We start from the raw sequence: 18,751 nt of genomic DNA on the forward strand, positions 1-18,751 counted from the left end.
CGCTCTGTCCGGGCTGCTCCTGCTGGTGTGGTTCCCGCTGATCAGCGGGCGCGTGGAGGCGCGCTACCGGTCGACGACCGGGATGTCCGCGGACGGATTCCCGGCCCGCTGGCTGCTGATCACGGCCGCGCTCTTCGGCGGCTCGGCGCTGCTGCTCGCGCTGCGCCGGCGGTCGGGGCTGCGCAGGGCGACGAAGCAACGGCCGTCCGCCGACCACTGATCGGCGGCCCGCCAGCCCGACGGGCCGGTGCGCCCGAGCAGCGCCCGGGTGCCGAGCCGGGCCCAGGGGAACGGTGCGCCGGCGCCGCCCCGGACGTCGACGAGACGGACGCTGACGCACTCGTCGACGTCCACGGGAGCCGTCTCGGCGATCAGCAGGCCGCCGGGCAGCAGGACCCCCGCCAGCCTCTCGAGGAGGGCGCCCGCGTCACCGCCGATGCCGAGGTTGCCGTCGACGAGCAGGGCGGTGCCCCAACGGCCCTCCCCGGGAAGCGGCTCGAAGACCGAGCGCCGCAGTGCGGGGCCGCCGAGCCGGACCGTGTGCCGGACGGCGGCCTCGCTGACGTCGATGCCCAGAGCGGTGCGGCCCCGCGCGGCGAGCTCGGCGACCAGCCGTCCGGGACCGCAGCCCACGTCGAGGACGGCGCCCTCGCAGCGGTCCAGCACCTGCCGGTCCACGGCGTCGGCGCGCCCGCACCAGCGCTCCACGTCCAGGGGCAGCAGCCAGCCGTCCCCGCGGCGCAGGAAGAGCGGCCCGCGGCCGGCCCGGAGGGCGTCGGCGTACGGGTCGGCGCGGGACCAGCCGTGCTCCGCACCCTCGCGCGCCACCGTCTCGCGCGCCACCACCTCACGCTCGACCGTCTCGCGCGTCACCACGTCGTCCGTCACCACCTTGCTCGCCATCACCTTGCGCGTCACCACCTCGTGCGTCGTGCTCATCGGCTGCCGACCGCGTGGAGGCGGGTCAGGGCGGCGGCGAAGCGGCTGTGCGCGGCGCCGGCGGCGACCGCCTCGGCGTCGGCGGACGTGTCCACGTCCCGCAGGCGCGGCAGATCGCGCACGCGCAGTCCTGCGGCGACGAGCCGGGCGCGCTGCACCGCGCCGGTGGCGGACGTCGACATCGGTACCCCGCGCAACAGATCCGGGTCGGGGCGGGCCAGTCCGAGGGCCCAGAAGCCGCCGTCCTCGGCGGGGCCGAAGCAGGCGTCGTACCCCTCGAAGTCCACAGTGAGCAGTTCCGGCGTCACCTGTGGGGTGTCCATCCCGATCAGCAGGGCCGGGCCGTCGCACCCGGCGAAGGCCGCGGCGAGCCGCTCGTCCAGGCCGCCCGCGCACTGCGGCACGACGTCGAAACCGGGCGGCAGCCACGGCCCGCTCTCCCCGTCGAGGACCAGCACGCGACGCCCGGCGGGTGTCGCGGCGACCGTGCGCAGGGTGTCCTCGAGGGCCGCCTCGGCGAGCGAGGCGGCCTCGGCGGGTGTGAACGGCGGGGTCAGGCGGGTCTTCACCCGGCCCGGCCGCGGTTCCTTGGCGACGACGAGCAGGGTGATCATCGGCGGACCCCTTTCCGCACGGGCCCGGGCCCGGGAGTCGGAGCCGGAGCGGGAGCCGGGCTCGCCGCGAGCGTCGGAGATGGTGACGCCGACGGCGGTTCGGCCAGGACGCGGCTCATGTCGCGCACCGCGTGCCAGGTGCCGCGCCAGGTGCCCGTCACCTTGGACGCGCCGGACCGCGGCAGATACGGGACGTCGTGCTCGGCCACCCGCCAGCCCGCGTCGGCGGCCCGCACGACCATCTGCAGCGGATAGCCGCTGCGCCGGTCGGTCAGCCCGAGCCCGAGCAGCGCCTCACGGCGGGCGGCGCGCAGTGGACCGAGGTCGTGCAGGCGCAGGCCGGTGCGGCGGCGCAGCATCCGCGCGAGCGCGATGTTGCCGGCCCGGGCGTGCGCGGGCCAGGCGCCGCGGCCCTGCGGGCGTCTGCGTCCGAGCACCAGGTCGGCCTGGCCGTCTCGGACTTCGCGCACGAACGGCACGAGCAGGGCCGGGTCGAGTGAGGCGTCGCAGTCGCAGAAGCACACGATGCCGGCGGTCGCGGCGCTCAGCCCGGCGTGGCAGGCGGCGCCGAAGCCGCGGCGCGGCTCGTGGACGACGACGGCGCCGAGCCGCCGGGCGATGTCCGCCGATCCGTCGGCGGACCCGTTGTCGACGACCAGCGCACGCCAGCCGGAGGGAATGCGGGCGAGTACCCAGGGGAGCGCCTCGGCCTCGTTCAGACAGGGGAGGACGACGTCGACGTCCTCGAGCGGGGGAGGGGTCATCACGTCTCTCACCCTACGAACGGGAATAGGACATTTCGGACTTCGGCTCCTTACGAAACGCGGACGTCGATTACGGGACGGGGCCGCGGGGCGACGCGGGACGGCCCACGATGCGAGGCTGGCCCTATGGAACAGCAGCCGTACGAGCAGGCCGCGGACGCCCCCGCGAGCCGAGGGGCCGGGGCGACCCGGCCCCGGGTCCTGGTCGTCGACGACGACCCGACCGTCGCCGAGGTCGTCGCGGGCTACCTCGACCGCGCCGGGTACCTGGTGGACCGGGCGGGAGACGGGCCCTCCGCCCTCGCCGGCGCCACCGCCCACTGGCCCGACCTGGTGGTCCTCGATCTGATGTTGCCAGGCATGGACGGCCTCGAGGTGTGCCGGCGGTTGCGTGGCCGAGGTCCCGTCCCGGTGATCATGCTCACCGCCCGCGGCGACGAGGACGACCGCATCCTCGGCCTGGAGGTCGGCGCGGACGACTACGTCACCAAGCCGTTCAGCCCCCGGGAACTGGTGCTCAGGGTGGAGTCCGTGCTGCGTCGCACCCGGCCCCGGGTGGGCGCACGCTCCCTCGGCGCGGCCGGACTCACCCTCGACCCGGCGGCCCGCCGCGCCACCCGCGACGGCGCCGAACTGGCGCTCACGCTGCGCGAGTTCGACCTCCTCGCGTTCTTCCTGCGGCATCCGGGCCGGGCGTTCAGCCGTGAGGACCTGATGCGGGAGGTGTGGGGCTGGGACTTCGGCGACCTGTCGACCGTAACCGTCCATGTGCGGCGGCTGCGCAACAAGGTGGAGGACGATCCGGCCCGGCCCCGTCTGATCCAGACGGTGTGGGGCGTCGGCTACCGATTCGATCCCGCGGCCCCTGCCGGCCCCGGCGAGGAGTGACCGTGCGCGACAGCCTTCTCATCGCCCTGTACGCCCTGCTCGGCGCCGGCGCGGCCGGGTTGCTCGGCGCGGGCGCCCTGTGGCTGCTCCGCCGCCGGTCGCTGACCGGCTCGCTCACCGTGGTGGCGGCCGTCGCCGTGACCGCCATGCTCGCGGGCACCCTCGCGGTGGCGCAGGCGATGTTCCTGTCCCCGCACGACCTGAGCGTGGTCACCACGGTGGTCGCGATGGCGGCCGTCGTCTCCCTGGCCACCGCGCTGGCGCTCGGCCGCTGGGTGGTCGCCCGCAGCCACGAACTCGCCCTCGCGGCCCGCTCCTTCGGCGACGGCGGTGCCTTCACCGCACCCGACGGGCCGGCCACCGCCGAACTCGTCGCGCTCAGCCGCGAGTTGCAGGCCACCAGCGCGAAACTCGCCGAGTCCCGGGAGCGGGAGCGGGCGCTGGAGTCGTCCCGGCGGGAACTCGTCGCCTGGATCTCGCACGACCTGCGCACCCCGCTCGCCGGCCTGCGCGCGATGTCCGAGGCGCTGGAGGACGGCGTCGCCGTCGACCCCGGCCGCTATCTGCGCCAGATCCGCACCGAGGTCGAACGGCTCAACGGCATGGTCGGCGACCTGTTCGAGCTCTCCCGCATCCACGCCGGCGCCCTTGCCCTGTCGCCCGCCCGGATGTCCGTCTACGACCTGGTCGGCGACGCACTCGCCGGGGCGTACCCGCTGGCGTACGAGCACGGCGTACGACTGGTGGGGGACCGGGTGGAGCCCCTGCCGGTGGAGGTGGACGGCAAGGAGATGAGCCGGGTCCTCGGCAACCTGCTGGTCAACGCGATCCGCCGGACGCCCGCCGACGGCACCGTCATGGTGGCCGCCGAACGCTCGCCCGACGGCGTGGTGCTGTCCGTCTCGGACAGCTGCGGCGGCATCCCCGAGGAGGACCTCGGCCGTGTCTTCGACACCGGCTGGCGCGGCACCCACGCCCGGACGCCGCCGGCGGGCGCCGGACTGGGCCTGGCGATCGTCCGCGGCATCGTGGAGGCGCACCGGGGCCGGGCCACCGTGCACAACATCCCCGGCGGCTGCCGTTTCGAGGTGGTGCTGCCCGCGGCAGCTTCATGACGCGGGCAGCACCACCGGTCCTGTGTGGGGCGCGGCTTGTGTGCGGTGAGGTCTCTGTGCGGGGCGCGGTTCCTGTGCGACGCGATTCCTGTGCGGGGCGCGGTGCGGGCTACGCGCCGCGCATCGCCGCCGACGCGAACTCCCGCATCCCCTCCGCGAAGCCGACCTGAGGCTTCCAGCCCAGCTCCGCCCGCAGCCGGGACGAGTCCGCCGTGACGTGCCGGACGTCCCCCAGCCGGTACTCGCCGGTCACCGCCGGCTCGGGCCCGCCGTGGGCCGCCGCCAGCGCCGCCGCCATCTCGCCGACGGTGTGCGGCTCACCGCTGCCGGTGTTGTACGCGGTGAGCGCGCCGACGGCCGGATCCGCCTCCAGAGCGGCCGCGTTGGCCGCCGCGACGTCCCGTACGTGCACGAAGTCCCGTCGCTGCGACCCGTCCTCGAACACGCGCGGCGCCTCGCCCCGGGCGAGCGCCGAACGGAAGAAGGAGGCGACCCCCGCGTACGGGGTGTCCCGGGGCATCCCGGGCCCGTAGACGTTGTGGTAGCGCAACGACACCGCCGACCCGCCCGTCGACCGCGCCCAGGCGGCGGCCAGATGCTCCTGGGCGAGCTTGGTGGTGGCGTACACGTTGCGCGGGTCCGCCGCCGCGTCCTCGTCGACCAGCCCGGGCGACAGTTCCCTGCCGCACGCCGGACACCGCGGCTCGAAACGCCCGGCCGCCAGGTCGGTGACGATCCGCGGCCCCGGCCGCACCACGCCGTGCCGCGCGCACGTGTACCGCCCTTCGCCGTAGACCACCATCGACCCTGCCAGCACCAGCCGCCGCACGCCCCGCCCGGCCATGGCCGTCAGCAGGACCGCGGTGCCCAGGTCGTTGCGGGAGACGTACTCCGCGGCATCGGCGAACCCGGCGCCCAGCCCCACCATGGCGGCCTGGTGGCACACCGCGTCCACCCCGGCCAGTGCGCGCGACACGGCGGCTTCGTCGCGGACGTCCGCGGCGGGGTCGGCCCGCACGTCGAACACGACGGGTTCGTGCCCGCGCGCCCGGAGCGCCTCGACCACATGGGACCCGATGAACCCGGCACCGCCGGTGACCAGTACACGCATGACTCCACGCTAGAGCGGCGAACCCCCGAAGAGCTGGTCCGCGCCCGCCACGTCACGACTCCGTAAGAGTCAGTGAGTCAGTCATCGTGGGCCGCCCCGCCCTGCGGCGCACACCCCTCGTCGGCGAGCCGACGGGCGGTCAGCGCCGCGATGTCGTCCTGCAGCCGGTCGTGGCTGTGGGCCAGCAGATCGGTGTGCAGTCGGCGCAGCAGTTCGTCGGGCGGCAAGGCCCCCCAGGAGCGCAGCCGCTGTTGCAGCGGGTAGAACACGCCGCCGGGATCGCGGGTCTCGGTGACGCCGTCCGTGTACAGCAGGAGTTGGTCACCGGGCCGGAAGGCGTAGACTTCGACGCGATACGGATCGCCGACGAGCATGCCGAGGTTCAGCGGCGGGGCCGACCGCCCCCGGTCGAGTTCACGGACCTCGCCGGGCCCGATCAGCAGCGGCGGCGGGTGACCGCAGTTGACGACCCGGACGACGTCGTCGTCGGCGGGGACCTCGGCGAAGACGGCGGTGACGAACCGCTCGCCCGGGTCGGTGCCCTCGAGCAGCCTCGCCCTGCGGCTCATGCTCGTCTCCACCCGGTCCGCCAGCGCCGGGAGATCCGACTCGTCGTACGCCGCCTCACGGAACGCGCCGAGCAGGGCGGCCGCGGTCTCCACCGCGAGCAGGCCCTTGCCGCGCACGTCACCGATGAGCAGCCGCACCCCGTACGGCGTCGGAACGGCCTCGTAGAGGTCGCCGCCGATGCGTGCCTCGGCCGCGGCGGAGAGATAGAGGCTCGCAAGGCGCAGCCTGCCGATCCGGTGGGGGACCGGTCTGAGCAGGACGCGCTGCGCGATGTCGGCCACGAAACGCACGTCGGCGAGCGTGCGTTCACGACGGATCCGGTGGGCCGCCAGGATCGTGCCCAGGGCGCCCACCAGGGCGGTGCAGATGTAGGAGGCCACATAATGGCGGTCCCACAGATAGCCGACGGACCGGCCCGCGCAGCACGGGGTGCCGGCCAGCACCCCTTCGAAGAGGACGGCGAACACCGTGGCGCAGGCGACGACGGACGGACCGTGGGCGAACGCCGCCAGCAACGGCACGGCGATCAGCGCGAAACTCACCGGCCACCGCGTGGGCGTCACCGGCTCGATCAGCAGCAGCGCCACGACATACAGCAGCGGCAGCCATCGCATCCACGCCGGAGGCGCGGGCGGTCGGTTCCGCGCCGCCACGGCGGTCTTCGGCCGCCGGTCCGTGGACGCCTGCCTCACCCCACGCTCCTGCGCGCCACCGGGTGGGCGTGGCGTGCAGGCGGGCGGTAAGTCGCACGGTCGGGGTTACGCGGCCTTCGCACAGCGGACTCCTGTCACACAACCCGGGCAGGAGGTCCAGCCTGCTGTGCGCAGCCGCGGCACACCGGCGATTGCTCCGCCTGGCGGCATGTTCACCGCCCCGGACCCACTGTGCTGCCGCCCCCGTGGACAGTCTGAGCGGAAGGTGGGCCGGACGCGTCAGACGGTCGCAGGCTGCTTCTCGTCCGCGGCGGGAACGGACTCCGCCGAGTAGAAGACGGACTTGCCCTGCTTGCTGCGCCGGACCTGCCCCTTGGCCACCAGGGCCTCCAGGGTGCTGCGCACCACCGTGATCTTGATGCCGCGTTCCGGGTGGGCGCCGCTCAGCGCCTCGGTGACCTCCAGGGCCGACCGGGGCTCGCCCTTGCCGGTCAGGTGACCGACGACGAGTTCGCGCAGCGTCGGACCGTCGCCGGCCTTCGGTGCCGGCTTGGCAGCGGGCGCCTTCTTGGCCGCCGACGCCGACACCGACGCCGTCTTCGAAGCCGACTCCGTCTTCGGCGTCGACTTCGACGCTGCCGAGGTCTTCGACGCGGGCGCCGCCGCGGGCTTCGGTGACGCCGCGGGCTTCGGCGCCGACTCGGCCTTGGGCGATGACGCGGCCTTCGGGGACGACGTCGACTTCCTGGCGCGCGCCTTCTTCTTCTGCTCACGGCCCTGCGCGGCGGCCGGCACGGCGGTCGGCGCGGCCTGACGGGGAACGGAAGCCGTGGGCGCGCTCGCGGAAGCCGCCTCGCCCGCCTCCGCCGCCCCACCGAGCGCCTGCTGCATGTTGAGCAGCAGAGCGTGGTCGTGGCGCAGTGACTCCAACTTCTCCTGGAGCGCGCTCACTTCGTTGCCGAGACGCTCCTGCTCCTCGGTGTTGTGCTTCAGGTCCTCGGCCAACCGGGCGGCATACAGCGGCCTGAGGCTGGTCGTCTCGTCATGGTTGTCGGCCACGAGGGTCCTCCTTGGAGTGATGTGCCGTGGTTTTGCCGAATAGTACTCACCGCACTCATGACCGCGTCGCACATGTGCACAATCTCCCGCGCCCCGGCACCCGGTGGCCCCGCGGGGCCCACACCCCCCCGAACTCACCGCACGCCCCCGCAGAGCCGCGGCCGCTCGAGCCGAGTGAACCGTCACTGCCCCCCGGGCAGTTGCTGCTCGGTCCAGATGACCTTGCCTTCGGGGGTGTAGCGAGTGCCCCAGCGGTCGGCGAACTGGGCCACGAGGAAGAGTCCGCGGCCGCCCTCGTCCATGCCGGCGGCGCGGCGCAGATGCGGTGAGACGCTGCTCCCGTCGGACACTTCGCAGATCAGGGTGCGGTCACGGATCACCCGCACGGTGATGGGCCCGGTCGCGTACCGGATGGCGTTGGTGACCAGCTCGCTCAGGATCAGCTCCAGCGTGAACGCCTCCTCGTCCAGCCCCCAGGCGTGCAGCAGACCGCTGACGCAGGCCCGGACACCGGAGACGGCCGCCGGATCGGACTCCACCTGCCACAGGGCGGTCCGGTCACCGTCGAGCAGCCGGGTACGGGCGACGAGCAGCGCGACGTCGTCGCGCGGGGCGTTGGGCAGCAGGGCGTCCATCACGGCCTGGCACATCTGTTCAGGTGTGCGTCCGGCGTGTGCGACGACGCCGCGCAGCCGTTCGATGCCCTCGTCGATGTCCCACTGCCGTTCCTCGAGCAGACCGTCTGTGTACAGCACGATGCTGCTGCTCGGGGGCAGTTGGATCTCCGCCTTCTCGTAGGGCAGCCCGCCCAGTCCCAGCGGCGGCCCGGCCGGCACCCCGGCCAGCCGGGCCCGGCCGTCCGGGTGGACGAGAAGCGGCTCCAGGTGACCGGCGCGGGCCATGGCGCACCGACCGGACACCGGGTCGTAGACCGCGTACAGGCAGGTGGCGCCGGTCAGCGTCGGTGTGTCGCCGTTCTCGTCGTCCCGGTCCTGGTCGATGCGGGTGACGAGTTCGTCCAGATGCCAGAGCAGTTCGTCGGGCGGCAGATCCAGCGTCGAGAAGTTGTGCACGGCGGTGCGCAGTTGCCCCATGGTGGCGGCGGCGTGCAGGCCGTGCCCCACGACGTCGCCCACCACGATGGCGACCCGCGCCCCGGGCAGCGGGATGACGTCGAACCAGTCACCGCCGACGCCGCCGAGGCCCGCCTCTGCCGGCAGATAGCGGTGCGCCACCTCGACGGCGCTCTGTTCGGGCAGCGCGTGCGGGAGCAGGCTCCGCTGCAGGGCGACGGCCGTGGCGTGCTCGCGGGTGAAGCGGCGGGCGTTGTCGATGCTCACCGCGGCACGGGCCACGAGCTCCTCCGCGACCGACAGGTCCTCCTGGTCGTACGGGGTGGGTTCCCGCGAACGCCAGAACGTCGCCACGCCGAGGATCACCCCGCGGGCCCGCAGCGGAGCCGCGATCATCGAGTGGATGCCGGAGGCCACCAGGGCGCGAGCGCGGTCGGGAGCCTGTACCTGCCAGCCGGAGAACGCCGCCATGTCGGCCTCCAGCACCATCCGCCCCGAACCGAACCCGGTGGCCTGCGGCGTCGAGGGGTCGAAGTGGATGAGCTCACCGATCGGATACAGCGGTGTGCCCTCGCGGACGCCGTGCAGCGCGACCCGGCGCAGCTCCGCCATGTTCGCCAGGTTCGGTTCCTCCCCGCGCAGCACCGCGTCGGCCAGGTCGACGGTGACGTAGTCGGCGAACCTGGGCACGGCCAGTTCGGCCAGTTCCTCCGCCGTGCGCGTCACGTTCAAGGTGGTGCCGATGCGCAGGCCGGCCTCGTACAGCAGGCTCAGCCGCTCCTGGACGACCTCCACGCGCCCCACCAGGGCGCTGAGTTCCGTCGTGTCCCGCAAGGTGGTGACCGAACCCCCGGGGCCGGGCTGCGCTTCCATGGGGCGCTGGCTGACCGCCAGCAGCCGGGTGCCGACCTTGAGCACCCGGTCGGTGGCCGTCGTGCCCGCCAGCAGGAGCCGTTCGGCCCTCGGCTCCAGTCCGAGGCTGTCGACGGGCCGCCCCTCCACGTCGGCGCCGAGGTCCAGCAGGCGCCGCGCCTCGTCGTTGGCCAGCAGCAGCCGGCCCTGCCGGTCGATGATGAGGACGCCTTCGCGCACCGCGTGCAGGACGGCGTCGTGGTGCTCGTACATCCGGGTCATCTGCGCGGGGCCGAGCCCGTGCGTCTGCCGACGCAGCCGCCGGCTGATCAGCGCGCTGCCCGCGGTGGCCGCCGCGAGCACCAGCGCCGTCGCCGTCAGCACGAGCGGCGCCTGCCGGTCGGCCGCCACACTCACCCGCTTGACGGTGATGCCCGCGGAGACCAGCCCGACGATCTTCCCGCTCGGGTCCCTGACGGCGACGACGGTCCGCACCGACCGGCCCAGCGTCCCGGTGGTCGTCTCGGTGACGACTCCGCCGTGCCGGGCCTTGGTGATGCTGCCGATGTAGTGCCGGCCGATCTGCGCCGGGTTGGGATGGGTGTAGCGGATGCCGTCGACGCTCATCACCACGACGAAGTCCACGCCGGAGCGGGCACGCGTCTGTTCGGCCTGCCGCTGCAGTGCCGCGGTGGGTTTCGGTTCGCCCAGGGCCTGGACGACCGAGGGGGAGGAGGCGACGGCGGAGGCCACCGCGAGGGTGCGGTTGCGGGCCTCGCGCTCGGCGTCGGTGCGGGACTGCAGCAGCAGGGCGGCGACCGCGGCCGCGACCAGCACGAGGATGATGAAGACCTGCAGAACGAAAACCTGGCCGGCGACGGTCCGTAGCCCCTGCCAGGACCGCAGACGCCCGAGCCGTCGATCCATAGCCCCCATCTAACCGTGGCTCGTACCGGCCATCACCCTGGAATGCCGGGCTTGGCCGAACTCGTCACACGCGGTGCCGCGCTGTGCACCCACGGCACGGCGCCGGTTCCGCGGGACAGTCCCGCGCCCGACCGGTTCTGCCACCTACCGCCCGGTGCAGCCGCCGACGGGCCCGGAGCTCTCGCGGACGATCAGGTCGGTGCCGGCGAAGGTCGGTGCGGGGGGCCGATGGCCGCTCTCCAGCTGGGCGCGCAGCAGGGCGAAGGCGTCGCGGCCCAGCCCCTGGAAGTCCATCCGCACGGTGGTGAGGGCGGGCGTGAGGAACCCCGAGTGCGGGGCGTCGTCGAAGCCGACCACGCTGACGTCGCCGGGCACCTGCCGGCCGGCGTGGTGCAGGGCGCGCAGCACGCCCAGCGCCAGGTCGTCGTTGCCGCACAGGATCGCGGTGATGTCCGGGTCCTCCGCGAGCCTGCGCCCCTCGTCGTAGCCGACCTGGGAGTCCCAGCCGGCGCCGCCGCACGGTTCGGGCGGGGTGATGCCGGCCGTCTCCAGCGCGGCGCGCCAGCCCTGGGCGCGGGGGCCCTCGGGGCGGCGGGCGCCCACGGATGTGGGGATGGCGAGGTAGTGGACGGTCCGGTGTCCGAGCTCCAGCAGGTACGCGGTGGCGGCCCGGGCCGCCTCGCGGTCGTCGGCCCACACGGCCGGCAGGGGAGGCGTCCGGCCCGGCGGCGGGGCTTCGACGACGGCGGCGCACGGCACGTCGGCCGGAGCCCGGTCCAGGGCCGCGGCGCCGAGCGGATCGAAGCCGATGATCATCAGTCCGCCGCCCTCGGCCGCTGCCGAGGACATCGTGCGGTCGAGGTCGTCCTCGGACGTCAGCACCTTCATGCCCAGCGCGTATCCCGCGGCGCGGGCGGCTTGCTCCAGGCCCTGCAGGGTGGCCGCGTAGCCGTAGAGGGTGGTGTTCGACGTCAGCACGGTGAGGGACCGGGTCACGCCGCTGGCGAGGGCGAACGCGGTCGGGTTGCGTCGGAATCCGAGGCTCTCGACGGCCGCCTCGACGCGGCGGCGGGTCTCCTCGCGGACGTTGGGGTGAGCGTTGATCACTCGGGAGACGGTCTGGTACGAGACGCCGGCGGCCCGTGCGACATCGCGAATGCTGGCGGCTCTGCGTGGCTCCCGCCCGGAACCTGAGCGGTTGTCGGGATTCGTGTGACCGGTCACATCCATGGATCGAGTGTGCGAGGCCACCCTGCCGTGCGTCAAGCGACGTGAGTGACGGGGACCGGTGTTCGTACGACAGATATATTAGGAAACGGGTCGGCCGGTCGGCCAGGGTGGACCTGACCGGCCGGCCGACCCGTCGGTCAGGAAGACGTGGCCGCCGGGTTGCCGTAGTAGGCGTCGGGGCCGTGCTTGCGGGTGTAGTGGCGGTTGAGCAGGTGGGGCGGCGGCGGGGCCGTCGGGGACAGCGCGAAGGTGTGCAGCGCGATGTCGGCGACGGCTTCGCAGATGATGGCGTGCTCGAGTGACTTGCGGGCGCTCGCCCCCCAGGTGAACGGGCCGTGGTTGGCCACCAGGGCCGCGGGCACCTCGACCGCCCGCTGGTCGTCCTCCTCGAGCAGGTCCACGATGACCCGCCCGGTGTTGTACTCGTAGTCCTTCGCGCACTGCTCGGCCGTGAGGTCCGGGGTCACCGGGATCGGGCCGTTGAAGGTGTCGGCGTGGGTGGTGCCGAGCACCGGGATGTCACGGCGGGCCTGGGCGAAGGCGACGGCGCGGGTGGAGTGGGTGTGGGTGACGCCGCCGATGGAGGGGAAGGCGAGGTAGAGGCAGCGGTGGGTCTCGGTGTCGGTGGAGGGCCGCAGATGCCCGTCGACGACCGCGCCGTCGGACAGGCGCACGGTCACCAGGTCGTCGAGACCGAGGTCCTCGTAGGGGACCCCGGACGGCTTGATGACGAAGACGCCCGCCTCCCGATCGACGCCGCTGACGTTGCCCCAGGTCAGCGTCGCCAGGCCGACCTGAGGGATGGTCAGGTTGGCGTCCAGCACCTCTTGCCGCAGACCGTCGCGCACTCGTGCGGTCATCGGCTTCCTCCTTGCGTACGGATCAGAGCCACGGTGTCCGCCCTCACAGCGACTGGGCGAGACGGTGGTAGGCCGCGTTCCAGCGGACTTCCTTGGCGAACTGGTCGGTGCGGGTGTTCTCGTCGATGGTGAGGAGCTCGACGCCGGTCATGGCGGCGTAGTCGGTCAGGGTCTCCACGCTCACGGCCGAGCTGAGCACGGTGTGGTGCGGGGCGCCGGCGAGCAGCCAGCTCTCCGCGGACTCGGCGAGCGAGGGGCGGGGCTCCCACACGGCACGGGCCACCGGCAGGCGGCGCAGCGGCTCGCTCGGGGAGATGACGTCGACGACGTTCGCGGTCAGCCGGAACCGGTCGCCGAGGTCGGAGAGACCGACGACGACGGCCGGGCCCTCGGCGGCGTCGAAGACCAGGCGGACGGGGTCCTCGCGGCCGCCGATGGAGAGGGGGTGGATCTCGGCGCTGGGGCGGCCGGCGGCGATGGAGGGGCACACCTCGAGCATGTGGGCGCCGAGCACGCACGGCTTGCCGGGGCCGAGGTGGTAGGTGTAGTCCTCCATGAAGCTGGTGCCGCCGGGGCTGCCGGCGCCCATGACCTTCACCGTGCGCAGCAGGGCCGAGGTCTTCCAGTCGCCCTCGCCGCCGAAGCCGTAACCGTCGGCCATGAGGCGCTGGCAGGCGATGCCGGGCAGCTGGCGCAGGCCGCCGAGGTCCTCGAAGTTGGTGGTGAAGGCGGTGAAGCCGCCCTCGGTGAGGAAGGCGCGCAGGCCGGCTTCGATGCGGGCCGCGTACAGCAGGGAGTCGTGCTGGTCGCCGCCCGGGCGCAGGGCCTCGGCGACGTCGTAGGAGTCGGTGTACTCGGCGGCGAGTTCGGCGACGTCCTTGTCCGACACGGCGTCGACGACGGCGACGAGGTCGTTGACGCCGTAGGTGTTGACGGAGAACCCGAACCGCAGCTGGGCCTCGACCTTGTCGCCCTCGGTGACGGCGACGTCACGCATGTTGTCGCCGAAGCGGGCCAGCCGCAGGGTGCGGGCGGTGTGGCGGCCGACGGCGGCGCGGGCCCAGGCGGCGACGCGGCCCACGACGCGGGGGTCGGTGGCGTGACCGGCGACGATCTTGCGGTCGACGCCGACGCGGGACTCGATGTGGCCGAACTCGCGGTCGCCGTGGGCGGCCTGGTTGAGGTTCATGAAGTCCATGTCGATGCTGGGCCAGGGCAGCGACAGGTTGTACTGGGTGTGCAGGTGCAGCAGCGGCCGGTCGAGGGCGCTGAGTCCGGCGATCCACATCTTGGCGGGGGAGAAGGTGTGCATCCACACGATCACGCCCACACAGGTGTCGGAGGCCGAGGCCTCCTGGCACATCCGCCGGATCGCGTCGGCGTCGGTCAGGACCGGCTTCCACACGATCCGGACCGGGATCTCGCCCGGGTGACCCAGCGTCTCGGAGATGCTCCGGGACTGCTCGGCCACCTGCTGCAGCACGTCGTCGCCGTACAGGCCCTGGCTGCCGGTGAGAAACCAGACCTCGTGGTCGGGGTAGGGCGTGGCGTTGGCTTCCATGTCGGACGTTTCCTTTCGGGAATGATGACCACAGATCAGAAGGCGGTGACGTTCACCGCGCAGGGGGACGACGGGTTCAGACGGATGCCTCGGCCCGGATACGGCGCAGACGGTGCATGACCTCGTTGGCGCCGCGTCCGAAGTAGTCGTGAAGCTCCCGGTACTCGGCGAACAGGCGGTCGTAGGCCGCCGCCCGCTCGGGGTCGGGCTGGTAGACCGCCGGACGGGCCTTGCCCATGGCGTGGGCGGCGGCCCTGATGTCCGGGTACGAGCCGGCCGCGACCGCCGCGTGCATGGCCGCGCCGAGGGCCGGTCCCTGCGTCGAGTCGATGACGCCGAGGGGCAGGCGGGTGACGTCGGAGTAGATCTGCATCAGCAGCGCGTTCTTCGTCAGACCGCCCGCGATGATCAGCTCGCGCACCGGCACGCCGGAGTTCTCGAAGGCCTCGATGATGGTGCGGGTGCCGAAGGCGGTGGCCTCCAGCAGCGCCCGGTAGACGTCCTCGGGACGGGTGGACAGCGTCAGGCCCACGATGATGCCGCTGAGGTCGTGGTCGACCAGGACGGAGCGGTTGCCGCTCTGCCAGTCCAGTGCGATCAGTCCGTGCTCGCCGATCTTCTGCTCGGCCGCGAGCGCGGTGAGGTGCTGGTGCGCGTCGCGTCCCAGCGCGGCCGCCTCCTCGGCGTACGACGCCGGGAAGCCGGTGCGCACGAACCAGCCGAAGATGTCGCCGACGCCGCTCTGCCCGGCCTCGTAGCCCCACAGGCCCGGCAGGATGCCGCCGTCGACGACGCCGCACATGCCCGGCACCTCGGCCCACTGGTCGGAGCTCATGACGTGGCAGGTGGAGGTGCCCATGATGGCCACCATCCGGCCCGGCTCCACCGCGGTCGCGGCGGGCGCCGTCACGTGTGCGTCGACGTTGCCGACGCACACGGCGATGCCCTCGGGCAGGCCCGTCCAGGCCGCCGCCTCGGCGGTCAGCCGCCCCGCCAGATCGCCGAGCTGCCCGATCGGGTGCTCCAGCTTGGTCGTCACGAAGTCGGCGAAGTCGGGGTTGAGCGCCGCGAGGTACTCCGGCGACGGGTAGACGCCGTCCTGCAGCTGGCCCTTGTAGCCGGCGGTGCAGGCGTTGCGGACGTAGGTGCCGGACAGCTGCCAGACGATCCAGTCCGCGGCCTCCACCCAGCGCTCGGTGCGGGCGTAGATCTCCGGGTCCTCCTCGAGGAGCTGCAGCGCCTTCGCGAACTCCCACTCCGAGGAGATCTTGCCGCCGTAGCGCTTGATCCACGGCTCCTTGCGCTCGGCGGCCAGCGCCGTGATGCGGTCGGCCTGGGCCTGGGCGGCGTGGTGACGCCACAGCTTGACGTAGGCGTGCGGACGGCCGGCGAGCTCCGGCAGCTCGCACAGGGGGGTGCCGTCGGCGAGCGTCGGCACCATCGTGCACGCGGTGAAGTCCGTGCCGATCCCCACCACCTGCTCGGGGCGGACTCCCGAGCGGGCCAGCGCCTCGGGCACCGCGATGCGCAGGACGTCGATGTAGTCGCTGGGCACCTGCAGCGCCCAGTCCGGCGGCAGCGAGGTCCCGTCGGGCAGCTCCCGGTCGAGCACGGCGTGCGTGTACGCGTGCTCGGACGCGGCGAGCTCGGCGCCGTCGGAGACCCGGACCACCACGGCCCGCCCGGACAGCGTGCCGTAGTCGACTCCGATGACATAGGTGTCGGGACGGGACTCTTCCCCGCGCTCGTCCTGGATCTCGGCGTTCACCACCGGACCGCCCTTCTGTTCGGTATGACAATCAACGTTCGGTATTGCGGATAGGGGAAAGGTAACCGGTGGTGTGGAGGATGGGGAAGGCCGGGGCCCATGAAGACCCCGGCCGGGGTGATGTCAGCCGTTGAGCGGCGCGACGGTCACCTTGTCGATGTCGGGCGCGTACTTGCTGGAATTTGCGAAGGTGACGGTGTTGACGCCGGCCTTCAGGGTGACCGGGACCGGCAGGTCCCAGAAGTTGGACCAGCTGTAGGAGTTGCGGAACATCACCGTGTTCGTGGTGCCGTTCACCGAAATGTCCGCCGCCCTGGAGATGACGTTGGTGTTGTAGTTCCCGGAGCCGGCGACCTCGTTGTTCGCATAGCGCACGTTCATCACGTAGCGCCCGGCCGCGGGGGCCTTCACCTGGAAGGTGAGGGTGTTGGCGGCGCCCAGGCCGATGTGGCCGACGTACTTGCCGCCCGAGGACCAGGTGTTGCCGGAGACGTCCGCGGTCCCGGCGAGGGTGGCGTCCTCGGCCTCGTACGAGGTGATGCCCGTGGTGTCGGCGCCGCCGGTGACGCGCAGGTCCCGCAGGGTGAGGCAGGCATTGCCGGCCGGGGCGGCGGTGATGCGGTTGTTGCCCGCCGACAGGTACAGCCGCAGCGCCTTGTCGGTGACGCGGCCCCGGGTGGCGGGGAGGGTGACGGCGGTGGCGCCGTCCATGCTCAGGGTGCTGTCGCCGGTGGAGGAGTAGTCGGCGTGCACGGTGTAGTAGCCGTCGGCCGGCGCGTAGACGTCGAAGGCCGCCTTGTCGCCGCGGTCCAGCACCAGGGCGCCGGCGCCGCTGACGCCCGAGGCGGAGTAGTCGTAGGAGGGGGAGCCGCTGATGTCGGCGTAGGTCGCCGGGTAGACGGCGTCCGGTGCGGTGGCCGCCGTGAGGTCGATCTTGTCGAGGGTGACCTCGTTCGTGCCCTTGGCCAGGGTCAGCGTGTGCTGTCCGGCGGTGAGGGTGACCGGGACGCTCGCCTTGGCGCGGTAGGTCCAGTTCAGGGTGGACCCGTAGGTGAGGGTCCCGGCGGGAGCGCCGTCCACCGTGAGGGTGTGGGTGGCGGGGCCGCCGGACTGGTTGCCGTAGAAGACGTCCAGGTCGTACACGCCGGTGCGCGGGACGTCGACGGTGAAGGCGACCTTGCTGGTCGGCTGGTTCAGGCTGCCGACGTCCTTGGTGCCCGAGGTGGCGAAGCCGTAGGGGTTGGAGCGCGAGCCCTGCGAGTAGACCGTGCCGCCGGTGATCGCCGCGTTCTCCGCCTCGTACGTCGCCGACCAGGGCAGGCTCGCCGCGGCGGGCTTGCCGCTGCCGGCCGGGTTCACCGTGATGCGGTAGGCGGACATGGCGTCCAGGCCGGTCAGCGGCACGGTGACGCTGCCGTCCTTGGCCACGGTGGCCGTGGTGCGGGACACCACGGCGGGTGCGGCGGCCGCGCCCTCGTAACCGCTCCACGCGGTGCGCTCGACCGTGACGTCGACCTTCTTGCCGAACGAGGCCGGCACGTGCCGTATCACGGTGTCGACGGACCCGGAGGTGCCGCCGAGCAGCACCTGGGCCTGCTTGCGGCCGGTGTCCAGCGACGCGATGCCCTGGACGGTGTCGATGGTGTTGGACTGAGGCGGGGTGAGCTGGACGGTTTGGCCGGTGAGCCCCGCGTACCAGCGCAGCAGCCACCAGGTGCCGTTGGGGATGTTCGTCTGCACCGCGTTGTCGTTGAGGTTTCCGGCGATGTTCCAGTACGCCTGGTCGGCGTAGACCTTGTTCCGCTCGAACATGGACATCCACTGGATCATCTGACCCGGCACCGACTGGTCACGCCGGTTGCCGTACTCGTTGACGCTGACCGGCAGCCCGGGGATGCCCGCAGAGGCTTCCAGGGCCCGGTAGGCGGCCAGCGTGGACTCGAAGCTCGACAGCGAGCCGGGGTCGAGCTCGTGCCAGGTGGTGATGTCCGGCAGGACGTCGTTGGCCTTCGCCCACGGGTAGAAGTCGCCCATGAGGCGGGCGTCGTAGTGCGTCTCGTTGGGCCCGGCGATCCTGGCGTCCGGGATGATCGACCGGATCCTGCGGTAGACGGTGGTCCAGTCGCTCTTGAAGCTGTTGAGCGCGGCCGCGTACGTGGCGCTGTTCGAACTACCCAGCCCCGGGTACCAGTTGCCGTTGGGTTCGTTGAACGGCACCCACACGACATCGTCCGCGTCGGGACGGGCGGCGACCTCGCGGACCATCCTGTCGACCCTGGTCAGGTAGTCGGCCAGCCCCAGGTTCTCGTAGGGCCACTGGACGTAGTCGTCCTGCATGTAGACGTAGACGTCGCCGCCGCCGGCGCGGTCGAAGCCGGGCTTGACCGTCAGCGCGTCGCCGTTGGGGTGCTGCGCCCCGCCCTGCGGCTTCTGCACGACGGTCGTCATGTGCAGCGGGGTGACCAGTTCGTCACCGGGGACGCCGACGTCGCTCAGGCCGTACAGCGTCCCGTTGGCGCCGTGCATCACGGCGCCGGTGGTGCGGCCCAGGTCGACGGTGACCTGCGGGCCGGCCGCGTGGGCGACCGGACCGGTCAGGGCCGTGCCGGCCAGGACGGCGCTGAAGGCGACCGAGCCCATGAGGCGGCGGGCCTTCGGTGATCTGCGTGCGCTACGAGGCATGGATGTCCTCCGCCTCCCGCGTCGCTGCGGGAGGATCGTGGATGGAACCTGGGGCGGACCGGGGCGCGCGGGGAGGCGCGCCCCG

The 18,751-nt window shown here is 72.8% G+C and carries 14 protein-coding genes; 2 read left to right on the forward strand and 12 right to left on the reverse strand.

Translation table 11 applies throughout. The features are described from left to right. Nucleotides 1-63: 63 nt before the first annotated feature. The 3 genes from QA802_RS39200 to QA802_RS39210 are packed head-to-tail and all read right to left on the reverse strand — an operon-like array spanning nt 64 to nt 2,317. Entirely contained in the window at nt 64-939 is an 876-nt protein-coding gene (locus QA802_RS39200) for a class I SAM-dependent methyltransferase (protein WP_334533294.1), read from the reverse strand. Next, nucleotides 936-1,553 carry a TIGR04282 family arsenosugar biosynthesis glycosyltransferase gene (locus tag QA802_RS39205; protein WP_334533297.1) on the reverse strand — a complete coding sequence of 206 codons (618 nt, stop codon included), beginning with the start codon at nt 1,551-1,553 and terminating at the stop codon, nt 936-938. Before QA802_RS39205 ends, QA802_RS39200 begins: the two co-directional genes overlap by 4 nt. Beyond that, nucleotides 1,550-2,317, reverse strand: a complete 768-nt coding sequence (locus tag QA802_RS39210; RefSeq protein WP_334533300.1) for a glycosyltransferase family 2 protein — start codon at nt 2,315-2,317, stop codon at nt 1,550-1,552. The genes QA802_RS39205 and QA802_RS39210 overlap by 4 nt, the downstream gene beginning before the upstream one ends. A gap of 126 nt (nt 2,318-2,443) precedes the next feature. On the opposite strand from QA802_RS39210, the gene QA802_RS39215 reads away from it, so the two are divergent. Both QA802_RS39215 and QA802_RS39220 read left to right on the forward strand, forming a co-directional pair. Then, entirely contained in the window at nt 2,444-3,205 is a 762-nt protein-coding gene (locus QA802_RS39215) for a response regulator transcription factor (protein WP_334533303.1), read from the forward strand. A 2-nt stretch (nt 3,206-3,207) separates the two neighbouring features. Then, a complete protein-coding gene (locus QA802_RS39220; RefSeq protein WP_334533305.1) occupies nt 3,208-4,320 on the forward strand; it encodes a sensor histidine kinase in 1,113 nt (370 codons plus the stop codon). Between the two features lie 109 nt (nt 4,321-4,429). Here the strand turns inward: QA802_RS39220 and QA802_RS39225 are convergent, their stop codons facing one another. From QA802_RS39225 to QA802_RS39265, 9 genes are all read right to left on the reverse strand, one after another. Then, a complete protein-coding gene (locus tag QA802_RS39225) occupies nt 4,430-5,431 on the reverse strand; it encodes an NAD-dependent epimerase/dehydratase family protein (RefSeq protein WP_334533308.1) in 1,002 nt (333 codons plus the stop codon). 77 nt (nt 5,432-5,508) lie between these two features. Continuing rightward, nucleotides 5,509-6,693: a PP2C family protein-serine/threonine phosphatase gene (locus QA802_RS39230; protein ID WP_334533311.1), complete on the reverse strand. Its 1,185-nt coding sequence runs from the start codon at nt 6,691-6,693 to the stop codon at nt 5,509-5,511. A 240-nt stretch (nt 6,694-6,933) separates the two neighbouring features. Beyond that, on the reverse strand, nt 6,934-7,713 hold the full coding sequence (locus tag QA802_RS39235) for a hypothetical protein (protein WP_334533313.1): 780 nt from the start codon (nt 7,711-7,713) through the stop codon (nt 6,934-6,936). Between the two features lie 182 nt (nt 7,714-7,895). After that, on the reverse strand, nt 7,896-10,565 hold the full coding sequence (locus tag QA802_RS39240; RefSeq protein WP_334533316.1) for a SpoIIE family protein phosphatase: 2,670 nt from the start codon (nt 10,563-10,565) through the stop codon (nt 7,896-7,898). 144 nt (nt 10,566-10,709) lie between these two features. Next, nucleotides 10,710-11,795 (reverse strand): LacI family DNA-binding transcriptional regulator, encoded by a 1,086-nt coding sequence (locus QA802_RS39245; protein WP_334533319.1) that lies wholly within the window; start codon nt 11,793-11,795, stop codon nt 10,710-10,712. A 137-nt stretch (nt 11,796-11,932) separates the two neighbouring features. Then, on the reverse strand, nt 11,933-12,655 hold the full coding sequence (gene araD, locus QA802_RS39250; protein ID WP_334533322.1) for an L-ribulose-5-phosphate 4-epimerase AraD: 723 nt from the start codon (nt 12,653-12,655) through the stop codon (nt 11,933-11,935). A gap of 43 nt (nt 12,656-12,698) precedes the next feature. Next, complete coding sequence (araA, locus tag QA802_RS39255; RefSeq protein WP_319169196.1) at nt 12,699-14,216, reverse strand: L-arabinose isomerase; 1,518 nt, start codon at nt 14,214-14,216, stop codon at nt 12,699-12,701. Between the two features lie 76 nt (nt 14,217-14,292). Further along, entirely contained in the window at nt 14,293-15,987 is a 1,695-nt protein-coding gene (araB, locus tag QA802_RS39260) for a ribulokinase (protein WP_334533327.1), read from the reverse strand. 120 nt (nt 15,988-16,107) lie between these two features. Continuing rightward, nucleotides 16,108-18,666, reverse strand: coding sequence for a CBM35 domain-containing protein (locus QA802_RS39265; RefSeq protein ID WP_334533329.1), 2,559 nt, complete (start codon nt 18,664-18,666; stop codon nt 16,108-16,110). Nucleotides 18,667-18,751: the final 85 nt, after the last annotated feature.

The sequence above is a fragment of the Streptomyces sp. B21-105 genome, from assembly GCF_036898465.1.
In the GTDB taxonomy this organism is placed as follows: domain Bacteria; phylum Actinomycetota; class Actinomycetes; order Streptomycetales; family Streptomycetaceae; genus Streptomyces.

What these genes read in the sequence shown, in the direction of transcription:
- QA802_RS39200 (WP_334533294.1), bottom strand. Translation starts at nt 939, where the DNA reads ATGAGCACGACGCACGAGGTGGTGACGCGCAAGGTGATGGCGAGCAAG.
- QA802_RS39205 (WP_334533297.1), bottom strand. Translation starts at nt 1,553, where the DNA reads ATGATCACCCTGCTCGTCGTCGCCAAGGAACCGCGGCCGGGCCGGGTG.
- QA802_RS39210 (WP_334533300.1), bottom strand. Translation starts at nt 2,317, where the DNA reads ATGACCCCTCCCCCGCTCGAGGACGTCGACGTCGTCCTCCCCTGTCTG.
- QA802_RS39215 (WP_334533303.1), top strand. Translation starts at nt 2,444, where the DNA reads ATGGAACAGCAGCCGTACGAGCAGGCCGCGGACGCCCCCGCGAGCCGA.
- QA802_RS39225 (WP_334533308.1), bottom strand. Translation starts at nt 5,431, where the DNA reads ATGCGTGTACTGGTCACCGGCGGTGCCGGGTTCATCGGGTCCCATGTG.
- QA802_RS39240 (WP_334533316.1), bottom strand. Translation starts at nt 10,565, where the DNA reads ATGGATCGACGGCTCGGGCGTCTGCGGTCCTGGCAGGGGCTACGGACC.
- QA802_RS39245 (WP_334533319.1), bottom strand. Translation starts at nt 11,795, where the DNA reads ATGGATGTGACCGGTCACACGAATCCCGACAACCGCTCAGGTTCCGGG.
- araD (WP_334533322.1), bottom strand. Translation starts at nt 12,655, where the DNA reads ATGACCGCACGAGTGCGCGACGGTCTGCGGCAAGAGGTGCTGGACGCC.
- araA (WP_319169196.1), bottom strand. Translation starts at nt 14,216, where the DNA reads ATGGAAGCCAACGCCACGCCCTACCCCGACCACGAGGTCTGGTTTCTC.
- QA802_RS39265 (WP_334533329.1), bottom strand. Translation starts at nt 18,666, where the DNA reads ATGCCTCGTAGCGCACGCAGATCACCGAAGGCCCGCCGCCTCATGGGC.